Source organism: uncultured Clostridium sp., from assembly GCF_934754915.1.
Lineage (GTDB): Bacteria > Bacillota > Clostridia > Clostridiales > Clostridiaceae > Clostridium.
On the sequence record NZ_CAKVKB010000012.1, the window covers coordinates 25,159 to 51,547 of the forward strand.

21 protein-coding genes are annotated in these 26,389 nt (G+C 30.5%); all 21 read left to right on the forward strand.

Translation table 11 applies throughout. From position 1 onward, the window contains the following. The first annotated feature begins 14 nt into the window (after window positions 1–14). The 21 genes from Q0F58_RS03815 to fliY all read left to right on the forward strand — a co-directional run bounded on the left by Q0F58_RS03815 (window position 15) and on the right by fliY (window position 25,945). A complete protein-coding gene (locus Q0F58_RS03815; protein ID WP_294372806.1) occupies window positions 15–2,933 on the forward strand; it encodes a DNA topoisomerase IV subunit A in 2,919 nt (972 codons plus the stop codon). Between the two features lie 158 nt (window positions 2,934–3,091). Then, window positions 3,092–3,649: a DJ-1 family glyoxalase III gene (locus Q0F58_RS03820; protein WP_294372809.1), complete on the forward strand. Its 558-nt coding sequence runs from the start codon at window positions 3,092–3,094 to the stop codon at window positions 3,647–3,649. A 67-nt stretch (window positions 3,650–3,716) separates the two neighbouring features. After that, window positions 3,717–5,483 carry a single-stranded-DNA-specific exonuclease RecJ gene (gene recJ, locus Q0F58_RS03825; protein ID WP_294372842.1) on the forward strand — a complete coding sequence of 589 codons (1,767 nt, stop codon included), beginning with the start codon at window positions 3,717–3,719 and terminating at the stop codon, window positions 5,481–5,483. A 78-nt stretch (window positions 5,484–5,561) separates the two neighbouring features. Then, a complete protein-coding gene (locus Q0F58_RS03830) occupies window positions 5,562–6,635 on the forward strand; it encodes an undecaprenyldiphospho-muramoylpentapeptide beta-N-acetylglucosaminyltransferase (RefSeq protein ID WP_294372812.1) in 1,074 nt (357 codons plus the stop codon). Between the two features lie 155 nt (window positions 6,636–6,790). Beyond that, window positions 6,791–7,222 (forward strand): flavodoxin domain-containing protein, encoded by a 432-nt coding sequence (locus tag Q0F58_RS03835; RefSeq protein ID WP_294372815.1) that lies wholly within the window; start codon window positions 6,791–6,793, stop codon window positions 7,220–7,222. 237 nt (window positions 7,223–7,459) lie between these two features. Then, the gene (nifJ, locus tag Q0F58_RS03840) at window positions 7,460–10,969 is read left to right on the forward strand and encodes a pyruvate:ferredoxin (flavodoxin) oxidoreductase (protein WP_294372818.1); all 3,510 of its coding nucleotides are present in this window, start codon (window positions 7,460–7,462) and stop codon (window positions 10,967–10,969) included. Window positions 10,970–11,272: 303 nt separating this feature from the next. Then, a complete protein-coding gene (locus Q0F58_RS03845; protein ID WP_294372819.1) occupies window positions 11,273–11,605 on the forward strand; it encodes a DUF1292 domain-containing protein in 333 nt (110 codons plus the stop codon). 548 nt (window positions 11,606–12,153) lie between these two features. Then, entirely contained in the window at window positions 12,154–13,347 is a 1,194-nt protein-coding gene (locus Q0F58_RS03850; RefSeq protein ID WP_294372820.1) for a pyridoxal phosphate-dependent aminotransferase, read from the forward strand. A gap of 279 nt (window positions 13,348–13,626) precedes the next feature. After that, window positions 13,627–14,268: an HAD-IB family hydrolase gene (locus Q0F58_RS03855; protein ID WP_294372821.1), complete on the forward strand. Its 642-nt coding sequence runs from the start codon at window positions 13,627–13,629 to the stop codon at window positions 14,266–14,268. A gap of 19 nt (window positions 14,269–14,287) precedes the next feature. Beyond that, a complete protein-coding gene (locus Q0F58_RS03860; RefSeq protein WP_294372822.1) occupies window positions 14,288–15,019 on the forward strand; it encodes an aminotransferase class IV in 732 nt (243 codons plus the stop codon). 101 nt (window positions 15,020–15,120) lie between these two features. Further along, window positions 15,121–17,076: a DUF342 domain-containing protein gene (locus Q0F58_RS03865; protein WP_294372823.1), complete on the forward strand. Its 1,956-nt coding sequence runs from the start codon at window positions 15,121–15,123 to the stop codon at window positions 17,074–17,076. Between the two features lie 12 nt (window positions 17,077–17,088). Beyond that, window positions 17,089–17,547 carry a chemotaxis protein CheW gene (locus tag Q0F58_RS03870; protein WP_294372825.1) on the forward strand — a complete coding sequence of 153 codons (459 nt, stop codon included), beginning with the start codon at window positions 17,089–17,091 and terminating at the stop codon, window positions 17,545–17,547. Window positions 17,548–17,549: 2 nt separating this feature from the next. Further along, window positions 17,550–18,038 (forward strand): chemotaxis protein CheD, encoded by a 489-nt coding sequence (locus Q0F58_RS03875; RefSeq protein WP_294372826.1) that lies wholly within the window; start codon window positions 17,550–17,552, stop codon window positions 18,036–18,038. 13 nt (window positions 18,039–18,051) lie between these two features. Then, a complete protein-coding gene (locus tag Q0F58_RS03880) occupies window positions 18,052–19,176 on the forward strand; it encodes a chemotaxis response regulator protein-glutamate methylesterase (RefSeq protein WP_294372828.1) in 1,125 nt (374 codons plus the stop codon). 12 nt (window positions 19,177–19,188) lie between these two features. Next, a complete protein-coding gene (locus Q0F58_RS03885) occupies window positions 19,189–19,956 on the forward strand; it encodes a protein-glutamate O-methyltransferase CheR (protein WP_294372830.1) in 768 nt (255 codons plus the stop codon). A 36-nt stretch (window positions 19,957–19,992) separates the two neighbouring features. Then, window positions 19,993–22,038: a chemotaxis protein CheA gene (locus Q0F58_RS03890; RefSeq protein WP_294372831.1), complete on the forward strand. Its 2,046-nt coding sequence runs from the start codon at window positions 19,993–19,995 to the stop codon at window positions 22,036–22,038. 24 nt (window positions 22,039–22,062) lie between these two features. Beyond that, the gene (locus Q0F58_RS03895; RefSeq protein WP_294372832.1) at window positions 22,063–22,662 is read left to right on the forward strand and encodes a chemotaxis protein CheC; all 600 of its coding nucleotides are present in this window, start codon (window positions 22,063–22,065) and stop codon (window positions 22,660–22,662) included. Between the two features lie 18 nt (window positions 22,663–22,680). Continuing rightward, entirely contained in the window at window positions 22,681–23,040 is a 360-nt protein-coding gene (locus tag Q0F58_RS03900) for a response regulator (RefSeq protein WP_294372833.1), read from the forward strand. A gap of 237 nt (window positions 23,041–23,277) precedes the next feature. Further along, a complete protein-coding gene (locus tag Q0F58_RS03905; protein ID WP_294372834.1) occupies window positions 23,278–23,679 on the forward strand; it encodes a chemotaxis protein CheW in 402 nt (133 codons plus the stop codon). A gap of 18 nt (window positions 23,680–23,697) precedes the next feature. Continuing rightward, window positions 23,698–24,696, forward strand: a complete 999-nt coding sequence (gene fliM, locus Q0F58_RS03910) for a flagellar motor switch protein FliM (RefSeq protein WP_294372835.1) — start codon at window positions 23,698–23,700, stop codon at window positions 24,694–24,696. Then, window positions 24,686–25,945, forward strand: a complete 1,260-nt coding sequence (gene fliY / locus Q0F58_RS03915) for a flagellar motor switch phosphatase FliY (protein ID WP_294372837.1) — start codon at window positions 24,686–24,688, stop codon at window positions 25,943–25,945. The genes fliM and fliY overlap by 11 nt, the downstream gene beginning before the upstream one ends. The last annotated feature ends 444 nt before the right edge of the window (window positions 25,946–26,389 follow it).

The window sequence follows — 26,389 nt, forward strand, 5'->3', positions numbered from 1 at the left end:
GAAAGGAAGATATTATGGCAAAGAAAAAGGAAAACACTATTCCAAAAGACAATAATATTATAGGCATTCTTCTTGAAGAAGCAATGCCTGAAAATTATTTACCATATGCAATTGAAGTTGCTAAGGAAAGAGCGCTTCCAGATGTAAGAGATGGACTTAAGCCTGTACATAGAAGAATTCTGTATGGTGCTCATATGCTTAAGGCCTTTCCGGACAGACCTTATTATAAATCTGCCAGAATAGTAGGAGATATTTTAGGTAAATATCATCCACATGGAGATTCATCTGTATATGAGGCAATGGTAATTCTAGCACAGGATTTCTCTACAAGAGAACCTTTGATTGAAGGGCATGGAAACTGGGGGTCTATGGATGGTGATAGTGCAGCTGCTATGAGATATACAGAAGCAAGACTAGCACCTATTGCCATGGAAATGTTAAGAGATATTGATAAAGATACTGTAGATATGGTTCCAAACTATTCGGATAGTGAAATGGAGCCTAAGGTCTTACCAAGTAGATATCCCAATCTTCTTGTAAATGGAACATTTGGTATTGCAGTAGGTCTTGCAACTAATATTCCACCTCATAATTTAAAAGAAGTAACGGATGGAGTTTTAGCTTATATAGATAATAATGAAATAACAACAAAGGAACTTATGGAGTATATTAAAGGACCTGATCTTCCTACAGGAGGCATTCTTATAGGTGAAAAGTCATTATTATCTGCATATGAAACAGGAGAAGGAAAAGTTCCATACAGAGCGAAGACATCTATAGAAAAATTAGAAAATGGAAGGATTGGAATTGTTATTACTGAATTTCCTTTCAGAAGGAATAAATCTAAAATACTTCAAACTATTTCTGAAATGACTGGAGATAAGAGGCATGCAAAAGTTCTTGAGGGCATTACAGATATAAGAGATGAATCTGATAGAAATGGGATAAGAGCAGTAATAGAATTTAAAAAATCTGTGGATGAAAATGGTGCAGAAAAGGTATTGAAATATCTTTTTAAAAAGACAGATCTACAATGTAACATAAGTTTCAATATGGTTGCCCTTGCAAATGGAAAACCTGAAACAATGGGATTAAAAACTATAATAATGCACTATGTTAATCATCAGAAGGAGATAGTTACAAGAAGAACCAGAAAAGAGCTGGAAATTGCAAAGAAAAGATTTCATATTGTTGAAGGTTTCATAAAGGCTATAGATATTTTAGATGAGGTAATTGCTACAATACGTTCATCAAAATCTAAAAAAGATGCAGGGGATAATTTGATAAATCAGTATGGTTTTACAGAATTGCAGGCTCAGGCAATATTAGAACTGATGTTATACAGACTTACTGGTCTTGAAATAAAGGTCTTTGAAAAAGAATATGCAGATTTGACTAAACTTATAAAGAAACTTGAGAAGATATTGGCAAGTGAAAAGGAATTACTTAAAGTTATAAAATCTGAACTTAAAGAAATATGTGATAAATATGCTGATGAAAGAAGAACTCAGATAATTTCAGATGATACTCAAAGTAAAATTGATGTTGAAGAATTAATTGTAGTTGAAGAAGTTATGATTACAATATCAAATGATGGATTTATAAAGAGAATACCTTTAAAAAATTATAACAGATCGAACTCTGATCCAAATGATATCGAATATAGGGAAGGGGATTTCTTAAAATACCTTATAAGTTCGAATACAAAGGATAATCTTTTAATTTTCACTAATACAGGATATATGTATCAGACAAAAGGAATAAATATTCCAGAATTAAAATGGAAAGAAAAAGGTGAGAGACTTGATCATGTTATTAAGTCATTAAATCTTGATGATGAAAAAATAGTAGGCGTAATTTCTATAGAAAGTTTTTCTCCAGATAGAGGATTCAGATTTATAACAAGTGGTGGTGGAATAAAGGTAAGCAGCTTGGAAAAATTCCAGACATCATACACTAGACTTCAAGGACTGAAATTGAGAGAAAATGATGAACTTATAAGTGTTAAATTGATTAATATGGATGAAGAAAATAAATTCTTGAAGTTTACAACTAAAAATGAACTTGAATTTACTCTTGAAGAACCACAAGTTGAAAATACAACAAGAAATATACTTCCAACGCAATTATTTAATCTTCCAGAAGATGATAAAGTTATGAAAGTCGAAGATAGTGAAGAAATTGAATTCTTTGAACTAAATCTTGGAATAAGTGAAAAAGGAAAACTTAAATCATATGCAAAGATGAAAGAAGATTACTTAAAGGTGAGAACAAAATCTACAGATGAACTATTGATATTTACTAATAGTGGATTTGTATATAAAGTACCTGTATTTATGATGAAGAATATTCTGAAAAAGGATATGTCAATAGAACAGTTAATAGGTAAACTTGAAAAAGAAGAAAGAATTATAAGAATTGCATCTATAAATTCTTATGATGATGATGTGTGCATATATACTTTTACTAAAAAAGGTATGGTAAAGAAAACTTTCATTAAGGAATATGAAGGAGAATTCTTTAAGCAGACTTGTCATAAATTTAAGAATGACACTGATGAACTTGTATCTGTAGATATTGATAAGAGTTCTTTAGGATATCTTATTATGGTGACAAAAAGAGGAATGGCTATAAGATTTCCAGTTGAAAATGTAAATTCCATGGGTAAAATTGCTTCTGGAGTTACAGGAATAAGCTTAAAAGATGATGATGAAGTAATTTACGGTAAATACTACAGCAGCTATATATCAACATCAGATAATAATATTATTTTAAATGAAGATGATGCAGAGATTGTATTGACTTCAAAAAGTAAGAATAAAGAAGAAGTAAAGATTAAAGATATAAAACTTCAAAACAGGGCAGGAAGAGGAAATAACATAATGCTTCTCGTTTTAGATGACGAAATAAAAGAAGTAATATCCAATGCATAATTGATAATGTCTAGGTGATGGTTTGCAATGAAGGCTGAAATGTTTTTAAGATTTCTTGGGGTATTTTTGTAGGTGCTAAATAAATTTTATATGTAATTTTAGTCTTATAACATATATAATAAAATTAAATTATAAAATTATTGAAGGAGGTTGTTTCTATGAAAAAGGTTTGTATATTATTAGCTGAAGGTTTTGAAGAAGTAGAAGCATTAACTATTTCAGATATTATGAGAAGAGCAGGAATAGTGTGTGACTTAGTAAGCATGAAAGATAAAATGATTTCATCAAGCCATAATTTAAAAATAGAAGCAGATAAAGTTTTTGATGATAATATGGAATATGATTTAATTGTTCTTCCAGGAGGACTTCCAGGTGCTACAAATTTAAGAGATGATGAAAGAGTTATTAATTTGTTAAAGAAACAGAATGCTGAAGGAAAATTAATAGGTGCAATCTGTGCGGCACCGATAGTTCTTGGAAAGGCAGGTCTTACACAAGGAAGAAAACTGACATCTTATCCAGGATATGAAGAAGAACTTCCAGGATGTGAATATGTTGAAGATGAAATGGTAATCGTTGATGGAAATATAATAACAAGCAGAGGACCTGCAACAGCTATGGCTTTTGGATATAAGCTGCTTGAAGTATTAGGATATTCAGAAACAGCTGAAAAATTATCTTGTGGAATGTTATATAAAATGTTTATAGAAAAATAAAACAGTTAAAATATTACCTCCAGGGTGTTATACTTTTGGAGGTAATATTTTTATGAAAGGAATTATTATGGCAGAAAAGTGGTTTATTAAAAATAAAAAAATGAATTACAAGTACATGGCTGATAAATATGGAATTACAGAACTTATGAGCAGGCTCATGGTTAACAGAGATATACTAGATGATGAAGTTATACGTAGTTATATAAATCCTGAATTCAGCATGCTTCATAATCCAAGAGAAATGAAGGACATGAATGAAGCATCTGAAATTCTTATTAGAAAAATAAAATCTGGAAAGAAAATAAGAATTATAGGAGATTATGATGTAGATGGTGTAATAAGTGTATATATTTTATATTCAGCACTTAAGAGATGTAATGCAGATGTTGATTATGAAATACCTGATAGAATAAGAGATGGGTATGGCGTTAATGTTAATATAATAGATAAAGCCAAAGAAGATAATGTTGATACAATTCTAACATGTGATAATGGAATATCTGCAATTGAGCCGATAAAAAGAGCCAAGGAATTAGGAATGACCGTTATAGTTACTGACCATCATGACATACCTTTTGTTGAGGATGAAGATGGAAAAAGAACATTTATAAGGTCAGAAGCTGATGCAATTTTAAATCCAAAACAGAAAGAATGTAAGTATAAATTTAAGAATTTGTGTGGAGCAGGCGTAGCATTTAAATTGATTCAGGTGTTGTATGAAGAATTGGACATAGAAAAAGAAGAAGCATTGAAATTTATTGAGTTTCTTGCAATAGCCACAGTATGTGATGTAGTTGATTTAATTGATGAAAACAGAGTTTTTGTTAAGAAGGGCCTTGAAAAGATTAATAAAACAACTAATATAGGGCTTAAGGAACTTTTAACTGAATGTGAAATTCAGGATAAAAAAATTGGTGTATATCATCTTGGATTTATAATAGGACCGTGTATAAATGCATCGGGAAGATTAGATAATGCCAAAAAAGGAGTTCGTTTACTTTTAAGTGAAAATGGACAGGAAGCAGTATCTTTAGCAAAAGAATTAGTAAAGCTTAATGAAGACAGGAAAGAAATGACTCTAAATGGCGTGGAAGACGCTATAGAGATAGTTGAAAATTCAAAGATAAAGAATGATAAAGTATTTGTAATATATCTTCCTCATATACATGAAAGCCTTGCAGGAATAATTGCTGGAAGAATAAGAGAAAAATATAATGTTCCAACTTTTATTCTTACAAAAACTGAAAATGGAGCAAAAGGTTCTGGAAGGTCTATAGAAGAGTATAATATGTTTGAAGAACTTGTTAAATGCAAGGATGTTTTAGACAAATTTGGGGGGCATCCAATGGCAGCAGGTTTTTCTTTAAAAGAAGAAAATATTGATGAATTTAGAAAAAGACTGAATGAGAATACAACATTGAGTGAAGAGGATTTGGTGAAAAAGGTTACAATAGATACAGTTCTTCCTCTTGATACAATAACATATGAATTGATTAATGATTTGGGAAGACTTGAACCTTTTGGAAAAGCTAATCCAAAACCATTATTTGGTGAAAAAAATATAAATGTTATCAAAGCCGTAATATTGGGCAAAAATAGGAATGTGCTCAAATTGAAATTAAAGAGTATTAAAGGAAAAGTTATTGATGCAGTTTATTTTGGTGATATAGAAGAATTTGAAGAAAATATAACTGAAAAGTATGGAAAAGAACAATTGGTCAAGTTATATGATGGAAGTTATAATGATGTAAAATTAGATTTTGTTTTTTATCCAGATATAAATGAATATAATGGAAATATAACTATTCAAGCTGTTATACAAAATTATAGATAAAGACTTATAGTAGATTAGTTTTAGAGCAGGAATTAATTATTTTATTTGAAGTTAATAATTAGGAAAGGATGAATACTTTTGAATAAATATAAAATAATAATGACAGGTGGAGGAACAGCAGGACATGTAACTCCTAATTTAGCGTTAGTTCCAAAATTGAAAGAACTTAATTTTGAAATAAAGTATATTGGAAGTAATAATGGAATAGAAAAGGAGATAATAACCAATAACAATATACCCTTCTATGGAATATCATCTGGAAAGCTTAGAAGATATTTTTCTATGAAAAATTTTAGTGATCCTTTTAAAGTGTTGAAAGGAGTTGGGCAGGCATTTTGGATATTATCAAAAGAAAAGCCTGATGTTATTTTTTCAAAAGGTGGATTTGTAGCAGTTCCTGTTGTAGTTGCTGCATCTATAAAAGGAATACCTGTTGTAGCTCATGAATCAGATATGACACCTGGTCTTGCTAATAAGTTAAGTGCTCCTTTTTGTGATAAATTATGTGTTACATTCAGAGAAAGTCTTAAATATATAAAGGATGGAAAAGGTGTTCTTACGGGGAGCCCTATAAGAGAAGATATATTAAAAGGAAATGCAAAAGAGGGATTGAAAATTTGTGGCTTTGAGGGTCATAAAGAAGTTCTATTTATAATGGGAGGAAGTCTTGGATCTCAACTCATAAACAATGAAATAAGAAAAAATTTGAAAAGACTTTTAAATGATTTTGATATTATTCATATCTGTGGAAAAGGAAATATTGATGGAAATCTCACAAACCAAAGGGGATATAAACAATTTGAGTATGTTAGTGAAGAACTTCCACATTTGATGAAATGTTCAGATTATATAATATCGAGAGCTGGGGCAAATTCTATTTTTGAATTTTTGGCTCTAAAAAAACCTACATTATTAATTCCTCTTTCAAAGAAAGCAAGCAGAGGAGATCAGATTCTAAATTCAAGATCTTTTGAAAAAGAAGGCTATTCTCTTGTTATTGAAGAAGAAGAATTGAAAGATGATGCATTATATAATAAAATACAGGAACTTAAATTAAAGAAAGACGAATTGATAAATAATATGAATAAAAGTGAAACAACTAATGCAGTTGATTCTATAGTAAAAATATTACTTAATAGTATAAAAAGATAAAAAATATAAATTATGATTTCGTCTCTTAAAATAAACCAAATTATGCAATCAAATCTTGAAAAAATATGTATGTGAGATATAATAAATGTGAGGTTCATTTTAGGAGATGAAGAAAAAAAGTTAATTATTTAACAAGAAGATGAGGTGCTATTAAAATGAAGAGAGTATCAGTGATTTACTGGAGTTGTGGAGGCAATATTGAAGTTCTTGCAAATGTTATTGCAGATAGTGCAAGAGAGCATGGTGCAGAAGTTAATCTGAAACATGTTTCAGATGCAGAGCTTGAAGATATAGTATGGGCAGATGCTGTAGCTTTTGGTAGTCCGGCAAAAGATTCAACTAAAATTGAACAAAGAGAAATGCAGCCTTTTATTGAAAAATTATCTCAGATTAAAGATAAGAATAAAAATAAAGATTGCATTTTATTTGCAACTTATGGATGGATTGAAAATGCTTTCATGGATTTATGGAAGGAAAACATGATATCTTATGGGTTCAATGTGATTGGAGATTTATCTGTTAAAGAATCTCCAACAAGAGCACAGGTTCAATATGCAAAAGAACTTGGAAAGATGCTTGCAGAATAATTTAAAGTGGAGTTTAAATTTAAGATGCAATGATAAGGGTGGAGACTTATTGTTACACTATTAAAGCGGGCAGATTTTAGATAACAGAATATGGAATTATCTGGTCTTTGTGTGGAGGAAGCTAGATTAAATCTCAAGGTTAACGTGTTAGTTAAGTAATCCTTTTTAGGCTTGCTTAATATAAAAATTTAAATTATTTAAAATTTAAATTTTAAAGTAGAAAGAGGGGTCAACGCGATGAGAAAAATGAAAACTATGGATGGTAATACTGCAGCAGCTCATGTATCTTATGCATTTACTGAAGTTACTGCAATATACCCAATTACACCATCATCACCAATGGCAGAACATGTTGATGAATGGGTTGCACAAGGAAGAAAGAACATATTTGGACAACCGGTAAAGGTTATGGAGATGCAGTCAGAAGCTGGTGCTGCTGGTGCTGTTCATGGATCTTTACAAGCTGGAGCATTAACAACTACTTATACTGCTTCACAAGGTTTATTATTAATGATACCAAACATGTATAAAATTGCAGGTGAAATGTTACCAGGAGTATTCCATGTATCAGCTAGAGCATTAGCTACTTCTGCATTAAATATCTTTGGTGATCACCAAGATGTTATGGCAGCAAGACAAACTGGTTTTGCTATGCTTGCTGAAGGTTCTGTGCAAGAAGTTATGGATTTATCAGCAGTTGCACATTTATCAGCAATTAAGGGCAAAATTCCATTCTTAAATTTCTTTGATGGCTTCAGAACATCTCATGAAATTCAAAAAATCGAAGTACTTGAATATGATGAATTAGCTAAATTAGTAGACTGGGATGCAGTTAAAGCATTTAAAGCACATGCATTAAACCCAGATCATCCTGTAACAAGAGGTACTGCACAAAATGCTGATATATACTTCCAAGAAAGAGAGTCAGTTAACAAGTATTATAATGCTTTACCAGAAGTTGTTGAAGGATATATGGCTGAAATCACTAAATTAACAGGAAGAGAATATCACTGCTTCGATTATTATGGAGCACCAGATGCTGACAGAGTTATCATAGCTATGGGTTCTGTAACAGATGTTTGTGAAGAAACTGTGGATTACTTAAATGCTAACGGACAAAAAGTTGGTGTCGTTAAAGTAAGATTATATAGACCATTCTCAAATGAAAGATTAATTGCAGCTATTCCTAAGACTGTTAAGAAAATTGCTGTATTAGATAAAACTAAAGAACCAGGATCAGCTGGTGAACCATTATACTTAGATGTAAGAAATGCATTCTATGGTAAGGCTGATGCTCCACTTGTAATTGGGGGAAGATTTGGTTTAGGTTCTAAAGATCCAAATCCAGGTCATATTGCTGCAGTATATGCTAACCTTTCAGCAGATGAACCTAAGAATGGATTTACTTTAGGAATCAATGATGATGTTACTAATACTTCATTAGTAGTAACTGAAGATATAGATGCTACTCCAGAAGGAACTACAGCTTGTAAGTTCTGGGGATTAGGATCAGATGGTACTGTTGGTGCTAATAAGAGCGCTATTAAGATTATCGGTGATCATACAGACATGTATGCTCAAGGATACTTCTTCTATGATTCTAAAAAATCAGGTGGTATCACAGTATCACACTTAAGATTTGGTAAGAAGGCGATTAAGTCTCCATACCTAATCAACAAAGCAGATTTCGTATCTTGTTCAAATCAATCATACGTTCATAAATACAACGTATTAGATGGATTAAAACCAGGTTCAACATTCCTATTAAATACAATCTGGTCTGATGAAGATTTAGAGAGAGAATTACCACCTTCATATAAGAGATTTATAGCAAATAACAACATTAAGTTCTATACTTTAAATGCTGTGGCTATAGCTCAAGAAATCGGTCTTGGTGGAAGAATTAATATGATAATGCAATCTGCATTCTTCAAATTAGCTAACATAATTCCACTAGAAGATGCAATTAAGTACTTAAAACAAGCAGTTGTAACTTCTTATGGCAAGAAGGGTGAAAAAGTTGTTAATATGAACAATGCTGCTATCGATAAAGGTGTTGAATCTTTACATGAAGTTGTTATTCCAGAAGCTTGGAAGAGTGTTAAAGATGAAGAAGCTGCACCAATCAAACGTGCTACTAAATTTGTTAAGGATATAGTTATACCAATGAATAGATTAGAAGGAGATAACCTTCCTGTATCTGCATTTACTGGTATGGAAGATGGTACATTCGAAGCTGGTACTGCTGCTTTTGAAAAGAGAGGAATTGCAGTTAACGTTCCTGAATGGGATGCTGACAAGTGTATTCAATGTAACCAATGTTCTTTAGTATGTCCACATGCTGCTATAAGACCAATCTTAGTTAATGAAGATGAAAAAGCTAAGGCTCCAGCTTCAGCTAAGATAGTTGATGCAAAAGCAATAAAGAGCGAAGAAAAATTATATTATTCAATGGCTGTATCTACTCTTGATTGTTCAGGATGTGGAAACTGTGCTCAAATTTGTCCAGCACCAGGCAAGGCTTTAACTATGAAACCACAAGCTTCTCAAGCTGCTCAGGATGAAGCGTGGGATTACTTAGTATATGATGTAACTGCTAAGAAGAACCCAATGAATAAGAATACAGTTAAAGGAAGCCAATTTGAACAACCATTACTTGAATTCTCAGGTGCTTGTGCTGGTTGTGGAGAAACTCCATATGCTAAACTTATAACTCAATTATTTGGTGACAGAATGATGGTTGCTAATGCAACAGGATGTTCATCAATTTGGGGTGGTTCTGCACCTTCAACTCCATATACTAAGAATAAGGAAGGACATGGTCCAGCTTGGGCTAACTCATTATTCGAAGATAATGCTGAATTTGGTTTAGGTATGTTCTTAGGAGTTAAGGCTCAAAGAGAAGAAATTGCTGAAATGGCAAAAGCTGCTATAGTGGCTGGAGATCCTGCTAAGGCTGAATTACAAGCATGGGTAGATAACATGAATGAAGGAGCTAACACAAGAGAAATAGCTGCTAATTTAGTTGATGCACTTGAAAAATCAGGAACAGATGCTGCTAAGGCTATATTAGAAAAGAAAGAATACTTCGTTAAGAGATCACAATGGATCTTCGGAGGAGACGGTTGGGCTTACGATATTGGATACGGCGGAGTTGATCACGTTCTTGCTTCAGGTGAAGATGTAAATGTATTTGTATTTGACACAGAAGTTTACTCAAATACAGGTGGTCAATCTTCTAAAGCTACCCCAGCTGCTGCAATCGCTAAATTTGCTGCATCAGGTAAGAAGACTAAGAAGAAAGATCTTGGTATGATGGCTATGACTTATGGATATGTATATGTAGCACAAGTTAATATGGGAGCTGACAGAAATCAAGTCCTTAAAGCAATATCTGAAGCTGAAGCTTATCATGGACCATCATTAATTATAGGATATGCTCCATGTATTAATCATGGTATCAGAATTGGTATGGGTAACAGTCAGGAAGAAGCTAAGAGAGCAACTGCTTGTGGATACTGGCAGATGTACAGATATAACCCAACTTTAGTTGGAACTGATAAGAATCCATTTACTCTTGATTCAAAGGAACCAACAGCTGACTTTAAGGAATTCTTAATGGGAGAAGTTAGATATGCTTCACTTGCTAAGGCATTCCCAGAACAAGCAGATGCATTATTTGAAAAGACTCATGCAGATGCTAAGGCTAGATTAGAAGGATATAAGAAGCTTGCTAATCAAAAATAGATTTTGAAAGTTTAATAAAATAGAATAAATTTGCGCGTGAACAGGACTGCTGCATAAAGATTGATGCTGGATATTACAGATAAAATCTTTCATGTAGCAGTTCTGTTTTTTTATTTTTGTTATTAATTTTATAATTTTTAATTTAAATATATACATTTCAATAATAAAATTACATAATAATTAAAGAAATCTTGAAGAGATTTCAGTATTTATTGTCAATTGTAAAAATAAATTTATGTTTAGGGTTTTAATTTTTATTAATACAGGTTAAAATAAATACAACAACCAAAAGGAGGGTAAGTGATGGATAAAGAATTAGAAAAATGCGCATGTGGTTCAGAATGTGGATGCGAAGATAATAATCATGACTGTGAATGTGGAAGCCACGATAATGGCAGCTGCGGATGTGGAGAAGATGAAAACTTCGTAGTTGATTTGGAAGATGAAAATGGAAATGTTATTACATGTCCAATAATAGATGAATTCCAATACGAAGATAATCAATATTATTTAGTTCAAAATCCCAATGAAGATTCTGTTTACTTATTTAAATTAGTAGGGGAAGAATTAATTGTACCTGAAGAAAATGAATTTGAAAAAGTTTCAGCATATTATCAAAATGAATTAGCAGAATAATAAAATTATATTAAAGAATTGTTCCATTAAAGACTGTAGTTACAATATATGGTCTTTATGTAACAGTTCTTTTTAATTATACAGTAAATTATAGAGTTTTTTAAAATTCGTATCTAATTAATGTTAACGAAATTTAATGAGTGTGAAGTTATTAAAATGTTATCCACGAAATGGGCATGGAGTATTCATTCTTTTATTGTGTGGAAAATTATAAAGCTTTTTACTTAAACCTTATAATTTAACAGATAAAATAAGTATTTATTAATGTCTTTTTAAAATTACAGAAATATAGAAACTATCAAAAAATAAGGATGTTATGAAATAAGTTATCATTAATTAATTACTGAGTTAAAACTTTAATTAAATAGCTGATTATTAGCTAAATGAACTATTTACATTGCTTTGCAATAATGATATATTTTTAATGGACGGGAATTGAAGAATAAGGAATAAAATAATGGATTTCTAATTGATATCTGCACATAGTATGATATTAATTGAAATATAAATACATAAGAAGTTGTATATATAATTGGAGGTAATAAGCAATGAATTTATCAAAAAAGGCAGGCAATATAAGTCCATCAATAACTTTGGCCATTACAGCAAAAGCTAATGAATTGAAAGCTCAAGGTGTGGATGTAGTAAGCTTTGGGGCTGGTGAACCAGATTTTAATACGCCTGAAAATATAATGAATGAAGCTATAAAGGCAATGAAAGATGGAAAGACTAAATATACTCCAGCTGGAGGAATTTTAGATTTAAAGAAAACAATCTGTAATAAATTTAAAAATGATAATGATTTAGATTATGTACCAGAACAAATTATAATTTCTACAGGGGCTAAGCAGTGCCTTGCTAATACATTTATGGCAGTTTTAAATCCAGGAGATGAAGTTTTAATACCTGTCCCATATTGGGTAAGTTATCCTGAGTTAGTAAAACTTGCAGATGGGGTACCTGTATTTGTAGAAACATCAAAGGAAAATAATTATAAATATACAGTTGAAGATTTGGAAAAAGCAGTTTCAAATAAAACGAAAGCTGTTTTATTAAACAGTCCTAACAATCCAACAGGAACTATTTATCATAAAGATGAATTAGTAAAGATAGCTGAATTTGCTAAAAAGCATGATTTATTGATTATATCAGATGAAATATATGAAAAATTAATTTATGATGGAGAAAAGCATATAAGTATTGCTTCTTTAAGTAAAGATGCATATGAAAGAACTATTGTTATCAATGGTGTGTCAAAAACATATGCGATGACAGGATGGAGATTAGGATATGCAGCTGCATCTAAAGAAATAATAAAGCTTATGACAAGTCTTCAGAGTCATATGACATCAAATACTAATACTATTGCTCAATATGCAGCAATAGAAGCTTTAAATGGACCTGTAGAAGAATTGAATAAAATGGTTAAGGAATTTGAAAAAAGAAGAAACTTCATGATAGATAGATTAAATGAAATTGAAGGTGTTTCAATCATAAGACCAAGTGGGGCATTTTATATAATGGTAAATGTTGAATCATATTTCAATACTTCATTTAAAGGAGAAAAAATTGAAAATTCTTTAGATTTTGCAAAAGTTCTTCTTGATGAAGAAAAAGTTGCTGTTATACCAGGAGCTGGTTTTGGACTTGATCAATATATAAGATTATCATATGCTACTTCAATGGATGTTATAGAAAAAGGAATTGATAGAATAGCAGAATTTTTGAAAAAAATAAAATAGCAGACAATAAAAACTGTAAAAATACTGACTCACATGTATTTGATGTGAGTCTTTTGATTGTTTGATTGAAAATATTTATTTTGTGAAAATAAAATTTTCTGTTAAAATGAAAAAATTTCTTTAACTTACTTGTTATATCATAATTGTTTTTGTAACATAGTAGTATAGAAGTTATTTTTATCTGCCGTTTTAATGTTTCATAATATTAAAAAAGTTTCTGGTAAGAATTGTGAGGTCTTATATAGCATAAAATTATAAAATGAAGGTGGAATAATAACATTGAAAAAACTTGCCATATTTGATATTGATTATACTATAACAAAAAAAGAAACCCTTATGGAGTTATTTAAGTATACTGTCAAAAATAAAAAGACAAATATTAGATTTCTGCCAAGAGCGGTATATTGTGGATTGATGTATCTTATAAATGTTTATGATGAAAAAAAAGTTAAGGAAACTTTTTTAAAATTCATAGATAAAATAAAAGAAGAAGATTTGTCAGCTCTTGTGAAAAACTTTTATAATGACAGGTTGAAAAATATACTGTATAAGGATGCAGTTGACATGATGAAAAAATTAAAAAATGAAGGGTATGATATATATCTTATATCTGCATCACCTGAATTTTATGTTAAAGAATTTTATGCTATAAAAGAAGTGGATAAAATTATTGGAACAAAGTTTAAATTTGATAATGGTGTTTTTTCTAGAAAGATGGATGGAGAAAACTGTAAGGGTGAAGAAAAAGTAAAAAGGTTAAAATCTTATTTAAAGGAAAATAATATAGCTGTAAATTTTAAGGAGTCGTATATGTTTTCTGATTCACTTTCTGATAAGCCATTATTAGATTTAGTTGGAAAGCCATATTTGATAAATTATAAAAAGAAATATAATTCAATAAAGATATTGAATTGGAAATAAAAGGGGATGTAATGACACTATGGAAGAGAAGGTTATTTATGAAGTGCTAAGAGTTATTGAAGGAAAGCCTATCTTTCTTGAAGCACATATAAAGAGAATGGAAAATTCATTTAAGCTTGTAAATACTGAATTTCCATTAAATTATGAAGAGATACTAATGAAAATACAGAAACTTATAAAAGATGAAGGGAAAAAAGCAGGAAATATAAAACTAACTTATGGATTAAACACAAAAGAATTCAAAGTGTTTTTTATAAAACATTCATATCCAACAGATGAAATGTATAAGAAGGGTGTAAAGACTATACTGTATTTTGGTGAAAGAAATAATCCTAATGCAAAAATAGTAAATGATGATTTTAGAAGCAAGGTTAATGATGAAATTCTTAAACATAATGCATTTGAAGCAATTTTGGTTGATAGAAATGGGTTTATTACAGAAGGAAGCAAATCGAATATATTTATGGTTAAAGGAAATGAATTAATTACTTCACCGGTAAAAGCAGTCCTTCCAGGAGTAACAAGAGGAGAAATAATAGAGATTGCACGAAAGATAGGAATAAATGTCAGAGAAGAAGAATTTAAATTTAATGATATTAATAAGCTTGACGGTATATTTATATCAGGAACTTCACCAAAAGTTCTTCCTATAAATCAAGTAGATACAATAAAAATAAATCCTGAAAATGAAATAATAAAAAAATTGTCTGATGAATATAATAAGGAAATTGACAGATATTTGAGAAGATAGAATATCTGTAATTAGACTTCACAGAAATCTAAAAATTCATATAAAATTGTATCTCCCTGTGGTATACTAAAAGCAATAAGTATTTTTATGGAGGATTAGTTATGAATTTAATATTTTCAGCAGGAAGTATTGATAAATGTCTGCAAAAAGCAGCAGAAAAACTAAATATTGATAAAAATAATATTGATTATAAAGTGATAAAAGAAGAAAGACATTTTTTTAAGAAAACAATAACTATAGAGGTATATCAAGAAGATAATGCTTCTATAGAAAATAATAAACATAAAAAAAATACAATAAATGATGGTCAGGGTATAGAGAATTATTCATATGGTGCTAGAGTACATAATGGGAAAATAATAATAAAATCTCTTGGAAATGAATCAATTACTATAAAATCATGTGATGGGGTTGATTTGATCCTAAATGGAGAAAAGACTGATTTGATTGAAAATGCTAATGAATCTGATGCTATAGAATATCATATTGAAGAAGATTCTGAACCAGAAAAAAGAATGGAAATATTTGTTTCTAAGGATAAAATGGAAGCATATGTTACAATAATATCGATTCCTAAAAAGATATATGCATTAGAAGATTGTGAGTTTACTAAAAATCTTATATTGAAAAAAATTGTATCTGAAAAACAATATGCACCTAAATATACGAAAGAAGAAATAAAAAATGCATTAAAAGATAGAAATGTAGTTTTTGGATTTTTAGAGGATAATATTAATGAGTTATGCAGAAATGAAAATTCTGAGGAAGTATTAGTTGCAAAAGGTGTACAAGCAGTTGAGGGGATACCTGAAAAAATTGAAGTTCTGTTTAAAGACTCAGATAAACTTGAAGAAAGTGATGGAACAGAAGAAAAAATTGATTATAGAAATAGGTTTATGTTAGCAACAGTGCAGGCAGGAAAAGAAATAGCCAATATTATTCCAGCTGTGCCAGGTAAAGATGGTAAAGATGTTTATGGAAACGATGTTAAATGTAGGGATATTCAAAAAATAAAATTTAAAATTGGTGAAGGCTGCAAATATGAAAATAACAAAGTTATAGCTGTTGTGGAAGGAAAACCTTCATTTAAATCTAATACATTCAAGGTTCATCAAGTTTATCAGGTTGAAGAGGTAGATTTAAGCACAGGAAATATAAATTTTGTTGCAGATGTAGAAGTACAGAAAAATGTTCGTGAAGGCATGGAAATAGTAGCTGGTAATACTGTTTTTGTTGGAAAGAATGTAAACTCGGCAAAAATAACTGCTTCAAGTAACATAACTATAAATGGAAATATAATTAATTCTACTATCATTGCAGGAGAAAACAGCATAAACAAAAAGAAATATTTAATGGATTTAAAGGATGCAAAAAATACAGTTGGTGATTTATTTTCAGCTGTCAATCAGATTAAGGATAATGATATACTCCATGGGAAAAATATAGGAGAAATTATAAAGATATTAATTGAAAATAAATATAAATCATTAATTTCAATATGTGAAAACATATTGGATGAATGTAAAAATCAAGGCATTAAAGATTCACCTATAACATCATTTATAAGAGAAAAAATAATAGGATTTGGTCCTTTAAATATAAGCGAAGCAGAGGAATTAATTGAATTTGAGGAACTTTTACAGGAGGAAATAGATGAAATGGAAGAATTCCAATCAGAAAGTGCTGATGTATATGCGGAATATATACAGGGATCAAAAATAGAATCTATAGGGAATGTTTTTATTAATGGAAAAGGACAGTATACTTCAGAAATAACTGCAGTGAAAAATATTGAATTTTCTAAAGAAAATTCAGTGTGTAGGGGAGGAATTCTTTCAGCTGGAAAAGAAATAAAATTAAAGACTGTTGGAAGTGAAGCTGGAGTAAATACAATTCTAAAAGTTCCTAAAGAAGGGATTATTACAGCTGATGTAGCATATAGTAATACAGTATTTTGTTTTGGTGACAAACAGATGGTATTAGATGTATCATCTAAAAATGTAAAAGCATATGTAGATGAAATGGGGGACATAACAATCGATAAATTACGTTTGTAGGAGGAAGAGGATATGTCATTAGATAATATTAGAAAGATAATTATTTTTGGATTAAATGGAGAGCGTTATGCAGCTGATATTAAAGAAGTAGAAAGAATACTTGGGTATGAGGAGCCTACAGCCCTTCCAGAAGCACCTGCTTTTGTAAAGGGAGTAATAAACCATGAAGAAAAAATCCTGCCAATTATAAGCCTTTTAAATAAGTTTAAGATTGGAAAGGAAGATTATACTGGAGAAAGAAAGATAATTGTTGTAAAGAGGCAAGAAAAAAAATTCGGTATAATAGTAGATAGTGTCTACGAAGTTACTGACATTGATAATAGCATAATTGAAGAAACACCTGAAATAACTAATACGACAGAAAGAAAGTATATAAGTGGACTTATAAAGCTTGAAAATAATATAATCATATTATTGGATCTAGAGAAAATATTATCAGTGGAAGATGAAGAAAACATTTTTAGGGGGTAAAAATGGGGAATAATGAGGTTAAAGTTGGAATAGCTGATTTAAATCTGGTCCTTGATCCTGGAACAATAATGACTATAGGTTTAGGATCGTGCATTGGAATTGCGTTGTATGATAAAGTATTAAAAGTTGCTGGTTTATCACATATTATGCTTCCAGATAGTACACAATTTAAAAATGTAACTAATCCAATGAAATTTGCAGATTCGGCAATTCCTATACTTGTAGAAAAAATGCAGAAACAGGGATGCAAAAAACAGAATATTATTGCAAAAATTGCAGGTGGAGCATCAATGTTTAATTTTAGTGATAAAAGCATAATAAGTGATATTGGAAAGAGAAATAGCGAAGCTGTAAAAAAAGCACTTAATGATGTAGGAATACCTATAATTGCAGAAGACACTGGAGGAAACAAAGGGAGGACAATGATACTTGAAGCAAGTACTGGTAAAGTTACATTAAAGATTGTTGGAAAAGGTATAGTTGAACTTTAGTGAGGTGATGAGGATGGACAAAATTAGAATTATAGTAGTTGATGATTCTGCTTTTATGAGAAAAGCAATATCTGATATGATAGAATCTGAGGCGAGTTTTGAAGTTGTAGCAAAATTTAGAGATGGACGAGAACTGATTGAAAAAGTAGATCAGTTTAAACCTGACTTAATCACTTTAGATGTTCATATGAGGGATCTAGATGGGTTAGCAACTCTTAAAGAGTTGAAAAGACAGGGGAAAAGTTATCCCATAATCATGTTGAGCAGTTCCACAACAGAAGGATCAGAACTTACATTAGAATGTCTGGACAATGGAGCAATAACATTTATTACAAAACCTTCTGGAAGTATTTCTTTAGATATAGATAAAGTTAAGGATCGATTAATAAAAGAAATAAAAGGAATAACTAGCAGTATAAAAGTTTCAAATTATAATAAAACACAAAACAATTTTAGGACAACCAGTACAGAAGAAAAAAATATAGATAGTATCAGAAAAAATGTAAATGTTAAAGAATCTTTAAATAGGGAGAGAATGGTAATTAATAATAAACCTCTTCCTAAAAATAAGGCAATTGATGCTGTTGTTATAGGAGCATCAACAGGAGGCCCTAAGGCCTTACAGGAAGTACTTACAAAGCTTCCAGGAAATTTAAATGTACCAGTATTCGTTGTTCAGCATATGCCGGAAGGATTTACAAAAGTTTTTGCAGAAAGGCTCAACAAATCGTGTAATATGACTGTTTTAGAAGCTGATGATGGTATGCAGATAAATAGAAATACAATATATATAGCTAAAGGTGGAAGCCATATGACAATTGGCTCAATAAACAAAATATCACTTAATAAAGAACCAGCCATATGGGGAGTTCGCCCAGCTGTGGATAAATTATTTGATTCTGCTGTAAATGTATATGGAGGTAAACTTTTGTCAGTTGTTCTCACTGGTATGGGAAGAGATGGAGCAGAAGGTACTGTAAGGGTAAAAGAAAGTGGAGGAATAACAATTTCAGAGGATAGATCTACGTGTACAATCTATGGAATGCCAAAAGCTGCATATGAAACTGGAAAAGTTGATTTGGTGCTTCCGCTTGATCAGATATGCAATAAAATAACAGAAATTGTACGAGGTATATAGGAGAGAAAAGTCATGGATTTTAATGAATTTCATAAATGGGTACATAGAGAGCTGGGGATTAATCTATCAGCCTATAAACCTGAACAGCTTAATAGAAGGATAAACAGTTTAATGACAAGAGTTGGAATAAAGTCATTGGATGAATATACAAAAGTTATAAAATCAGATTCAGAACAGAGACAAAAGTTTCTCGATTTTATAACAATTAATGTGACAGAATTTTTTAGAAATCCAGAGTTGTATGTTGAACTGGAAAATAAAATAAAAACTGAACTGCTTCCTAATAATACAAATTTAAAAATTTGGAGCGCGGCATGTTCTATAGGGTGTGAACCATATACAATTGCAATGATATTAGATAAAATAGCTCCATTAGGAAGACATAATATTATAGCTACTGATATTGATAATACGATTTTATCCAAAGCTAAAATTGGAGAATATACTAAAAATGAAATGAAAGCAGTATCCAGTGCTGATTTGAGTAAATATTTTTCCATAAAGGACGATAAATACTATATAGACTCAAAAATTAAAGATAGAGTTACATTTAGAAAACATGATCTTATATTAGATTCCTATGAATCTGATTTTGATTTAATAGTATGTAGAAATGTTGTTATATATTTTAACAACGATGTGAAACAGGAAATATATAAAAAGTTTAGCAAATCATTAAAAAAGGGTGGTCTTCTATTTGTAGGTGCTACAGAAAGTATATATAATTATAGAGACTATGGATTTGAAAAGGCATCAACTTTTATATATAAAAAGATATAAATAAATTTTAACAAAAGGTATAAAGGAGGAATACATATGGATACATCTCAATATATGTCAATGTTTTTAGAGGAATCATTAGATAATTTACAGACTTTAAATGAATCTCTTTTGGAATTAGAACAAAATCCCGAAGATATAGATAAGGTTAATGAAATATTCAGAGTTGCACATACAATAAAAGGAATGGCTGCAACAATGGGATTTAATGATATTGCTGAATTAACACATAAAATGGAGGATGTTTTATCAGAATTCAGAGAAGGAGAGTTAAAGGTTAGTCAAGATGTAGTAACAGTATTGTTTGACTGTCTTGATACATTGGAAAAAATGGTTGATCTTGTTCAGGATGGATCAGATGAAAAAGTTGATATTCAAGGAATAATGGCTAAATTAGCTGATATAAAAGAGAATGGAAATAAAACACCAGAACAAGCATCAGCAGCAAATACTGCAAAGGCAGATACATCATCTGCTTCATCAGTAGTAACAGCAAGCGATACTATTGGAATGGACTTAAATGAATATGATACATCAGTTATAAGACAGGCAGAAGAAAAAGGATTTAATGCAATTGAAATTAAGGTTACATTAAGTGAAAATACTCTTCTTAAATCAGCAAGAGCATTTTTGATAGTAAAAGACTTAGAAGAACATGGTGAAATATTAAAATCAATACCTTCAACACAGGATATTGAAAATGAAGAATTTGACTTAGAATTAAAATTTGTTCTTGTTACTAATAATACTGTTGATGAAATAATTGCTATAGTAAATGGCATTTCAGAAGTAGCCAAAGTAGAAGCTGCTTTAGTTGAATTAGAAGAAGTTCAGCCAAAAGAAGCAGAAAAAACTCAGGAAGTAAAAAAAGAAACAAAACCTGAAGAAAAGAAAGCAGAATTAGCAAAGAAACCTGCTGCAAAGAAACCTCAAAAGAAAAAAGAAGTTAAAAAGGCACACCAGTCTGTAAGAGTTGATCTTGAAAGAATTGATAATCTTATGAACATGGTTTCAGAACTTGTTATATATAGAACAAGACTTGAACAGATAGTTACAACACATAAATCACAGGAATTAAATGAAACATTAGAACAGGTTGGAAGAACAACATCTGATTTACAAGACCTTGTAATGAAGATAAGAATGCTTCCACTTGATACTGTATTTAACAGATTCCCAAGAATGATAAGAGATATTTCAGTAGAATTAAACAAAGAAATTAACTTTGTTATAGAAGGAGCAGATACTGAACTTGATAGAACAGTAATAGATGAAATTGGAGAACCATTGATCCATTTATTAAGAAATGCAGCAGACCATGGTGTCGAAACTAAAGAAGAAAGAATAGCAGCTGGAAAATCTCCAGTTGGAACAGTAAAACTTGTTGCATATCAAGAAGGTACTAAGGCATTAATAAAAGTAATTGATGATGGTGCTGGAATAAATGTTGAAAAAGTAAAAGCAAAGGCTGAACAAAAGGGAATAAATACAGAAGGATTATCAGATGCTGATATTAAAAATTTAATATTTGCACAAGGATTCAGCACTAATGAAGTTGTTACAGATATTTCAGGAAGAGGAGTTGGAATGGATGTTGTTAAAACAAAAATTTCAGCACTTGGAGGTACTGTTGATTTAATAAGTGAAGAAGGAAAAGGATCAGAATTTATTATAAAGCTTCCACTTACACTTCAGATAATTCAGGCATTACTTGTTAAAGTGGGAGAAGAAACACTTGCTATATCATTAGGATTTATTGATAGAGTAATAGATTATAAAGAAGAAAGCATTAAGAAGAGTAATGGTAAAGAAGTAATTGTTTATAGAGAAGATGTAATTCCATTAGTAAGATTAAATGAAAGTTTAGATATTGAGTCTAGTAAAACTGATAAGAAGTTTGTTATAATAGTAAATGTAGGTGATAAAACTATTGGATTGCTTGTAGATGCTTTATGTGGACAGCAAGAAATAGTAATTAAACCTTTAGGAAAAACATTAAAAGGATTGGATCAGTATATCGGAGCAACAATATTAGGAAATGGATTAGTAACATTAATATTAGATATAGGTGCATTATTATAAAAGTACTTTTAAGGAGGATGTTTAGTGGACTACTCAAGTTTAAGTATGGTACAATTAGATGCATTGAAAGAGGTGTCAAATATTGGTGCGGGAAATGCTGCAACAGCTCTTTCGATGTTACTTAATAAAAAAGTAGATATGACAGTTCCAGCAGTAAATGTGGTAAGATTAGAAGATGTTCTTGAAGAAACTGGAGAAATAGAAGTTGCTGGTACTGTAGTAAGAGTTCTAGGTGATATTGCAGGTAATATACTTTTGGTATTCGAAGAAGAAACAGTAAGAAAAATAGTGGGAAAGTTAATAGGAAGTGAAGAAAATATTAACAGTGAAATGGGGCAATCTGTTTTATGCGAAATTGCTAATATAATTTCAGCTTCGTATATGAATTCAATTGCACAACTAACTAATCTTGTTATTGCACCATCAGTTCCAGCAGTAACGTATGATATGCTTGGAGCAATACTTACAACTACATTTATAGAGTCTAATCAATATGATGAATATATATTGGATATTGAGACTATATTTTTGGATGATACAGAAGAAAATATAGGAGGACATTTTTATTATATCCCTATGCCGGGATCTTTAGAAAAAATATTAAAATCAATAGGAATAAGTTAATTTTGGAGGTAAAAAAATATGGCTAAAGTTTTAATTGTTGATGATGCAGCATTTATGAGAATGATGATAAAGGATATCTTAGAAAAAAATGATTTTGAAATTGTTGGAGAAGCTAACAACGGAGTTGTTGCTGTAGATATGTATAAAAAAGAAAAACCAGATGTAGTAACAATGGATATAACAATGCCTGATATGGATGGTATTGAAGCGGTAAAACAAATAAAGGGATTTGATCCAAATGCAAAAATCATAATGTGTTCAGCAATGGGACAACAATCAATGGTTATGGATGCAATAAGAGCTGGGGCAAAGGACTTTATAGTTAAGCCATTCCAAGCTGAAAGAGTTTTAGAAGCTATTAAGAAAGTTTTAGGTTAGTAATAAGCTGATATGTTAATAAAAGAATTTTACAAATATTTGATTATAATGACTTAATGTGGTAATATATTACAGAAAGCAATATTATATTTGAGTAGAATTATGGTGGTTAACAGTTGGCAATTTGGGTTACAGTTAACAGTTATAATTAGACAGTTAACTGTTAACTTATGTTATTAACTTTTATGTATACAAATGATTGTGAATAATAACAATGGTTAAAAGGAGGGTTACAAAATGCAGATAGTAGTATTTAAATTAGGTGATGAACATTTTGCTGTTGAAACAGATAGAGTTCAAGGTATAAATGATATTATGAGCATTACTAGGGTTCCAAAGGCACCTGCTTATATTAAGGGATTGATAAATCTAAGAGGAAGTATAAAATCTCTTGTGGATTTAAATCTATTATTAGATGTAAAACATAGTGATGAACAAAACAACATAATAATATTGACTGTTGAAGATGAAGAAATAGGTATATCAGTTGATGAGGTTGAAGAAGTTCTAGACATAGATGAAAAGAGTATTCAAAAGCTTGATAAAGATAATGATAAATCTCAGCCTTATGTAAAAGGTATATTAAATTATGAGGATAAGCTTTTAACTATAATAGATATAGATAAATTATTAAATTAATTGAAATGAGGGAGAAATATGGCAGACGTTTTATCTCAAAGTGAAATAGACGCCTTGTTATCTGCCTTATCTACAGGGGAATTGGAGCCGGAGGAAGTTGGCAAAGACGAAGAAAAACATAAAGTTAAGCTTTATGATTTCAGAAGTCCACAGAAATTTTCTAAAGAACATATTAGAACATTAGAATTGGTTCATGATAATTATGCTAGAATTATTTCTAATTACTTAACTGGACAGACTAGACAGAATGTCAAAGTGAAAATAGAAACTGTAGAGCAGATAACTTATGAAGAATTTATACATTCAGTACAAAACCCAACTATTATAACGGTTTTCAAGATGCCACCTCTTGCAGGTAACATAATATTTGAAACAAATCCACAATTTTCTCTTCAGGTTATTGATATACTTTTAGGAGGAAGTGGAGATAGAAAGGTTGAAACAAAAGAATTCTCAGATATAGATAAAAATATAATGAGACAGATAACTGGTGGAATGATAAGTAATTTGAAATTAGCATGGGAATCAATTTTGGATGTAGAGCCTGAGGTGGAAGGAATAGAAACAAATCCAGCAATTAATCAGACGCTGGCTCCTAATGATCCTGTAGCATTAATTACATTTTCAGTGGAAATGAATAAACGCAGTACGTTTATTAATATGTGTATTCCATATTTAAGTATTGAAAAAATATTAGACAAGTTAGTGGTGCAGTATTCTTTTCAAAATGATGATGAAAGTTCAAAAGCAGAATCTAGAGAAAAAATTGAGGAAGGAATTCAGAAAGTTGATGTTGATATTGTAGCAGAATTAGGTCATTCAATGTTAACTGTTGAAGATTTCTTAAGGCTTAATATAGGTGATGTGATTAGACTTGATACAAAGAGCTCATCCCCAGTAAAAGTATTTGTAGGAAATGAAGAGTGCTATTACGCAAAGCCAGGAATAGCAGGCAAGAATATGGGAGTTATGATATTAGATATAACAGATAAGGAAGTGAATGGGTATGAGCAATAATTTTTTATCTCAAGAAGAAATAAATGCATTATTATCAGGAGAATCTCCAGATAACAAAGAAAATGATTCTGCTATAGATACAAATAAAGATGAAAATACAGATAAAAACTTAGATGCAGATGTGAGCACTGTAACTGCTGATGAAATAACAGACACAGATAAAGACTTATTAGGCGAGATAGGAAACATATCAATGGGGTCTGCTTCTACTGCGTTGTATCAGCTTATAAATCAGCAGGTTAATATAACAACACCAGTAGTATCAGTAACAACATTGAGGGAAATAAAGGAAGGATTTGAAACTCCTAATATAGTTTTAGATATAGAATATATAGCTGGTATAGTTGGAAGAAACATATTAATAATAAAAACCTATGATGGGCTTGTAATTTCCAACCTTATGATGGGGGGAGATGGAAAGGTAACAGATGTACATGAATTGTCTGAACTTGAAATAAGTGCTGTTTCAGAAGCGATGAATCAGATGATAGGTTCTGCAGCAACATCAATGGCAACAATGTTTGGAAAAAAAGTGGATATATCACCTCCAACTGCTAAAGTTGTTAAAGATTCAAGTATACCTATATCAGATGCAATACCAGAAGATGAGCCAATAGTAAAGGTGTCATTTAAAATGACAATTGGGGATATTGTTGATAGTAATATAATGCAGATATTTCCTATAAGGACTGCAAAAAATATAGTGGCAATAATGACTGGTGAGGATGTTGAACAAGATGTTCCACAAGTACAGCCAGAAGAACCTAAAAAAGAAACTATTTTAAGCAAGGAAATTCAGCCTGAACCAGAAAGTCAGCCACAACAGTATCAGGAGGCGCAAATGCAACAGCCACAATATACACAACAACCACAAATGCAACAACAACCACAGATGTATGGAGGACAACCACAGATGTATGGTCAGCCGGTAGAGGTGCATCAAGCAGCTTTTGCACCATTATCACAGCAAGGCACAGTACCTCCAATAAAAAATATCGACTTAATTATGGATGTACCATTAGATATATCTGTAGTTTTAGGAAGGACAAAGAAGAGCATTCAGGATATTTTAAATCTTGGTGCAGGTTCTCTTATAGAGCTTCAGAAACTTGCAGAAGAGCCAGTTGAGATATTAGTTAATGGAAAACAGATAGCATTAGGAGAAGTTGTTGTTGTTGATGAAAACTTTGGTGTAAGAATAACAAGCATTGTGAGTGACGCAGAAAGACTTAAGACATTAAAAAAATAAAAGTGCTTGGCATGGATGAAGAAAGTGATTACATGTTTTATGTAATTGCTTTTTTTATTGCTCAAAATGTTTCAATTGACAATTTATGAAGAAATCTTTTCAAGATTTCTTTGATTGAAGATTTTTCGTATTAGTATGAATCAAAAAACAATTAATATTTAGTATATTAACAGTAAATATCTATACTGTATGTTGATTAAGGTTATATGAATTTATAATTATGAAATATCCACAATTATTATATAAGTTTATCATTAAAAGATATGTATTAGAAAATGTAAGTATAAACTTAAGAGATTGTAAGTGTAAACTTAAAAGATATTTGTTCGATAAATATATTAATAGAAGTAAGAGGAGTAATGAATATGAGTATAGATAGAATAAATAGAAGTTCTTTTATAAATATGTATAATTCAAATTCAAATAAGACTGTAAAGCAATTTA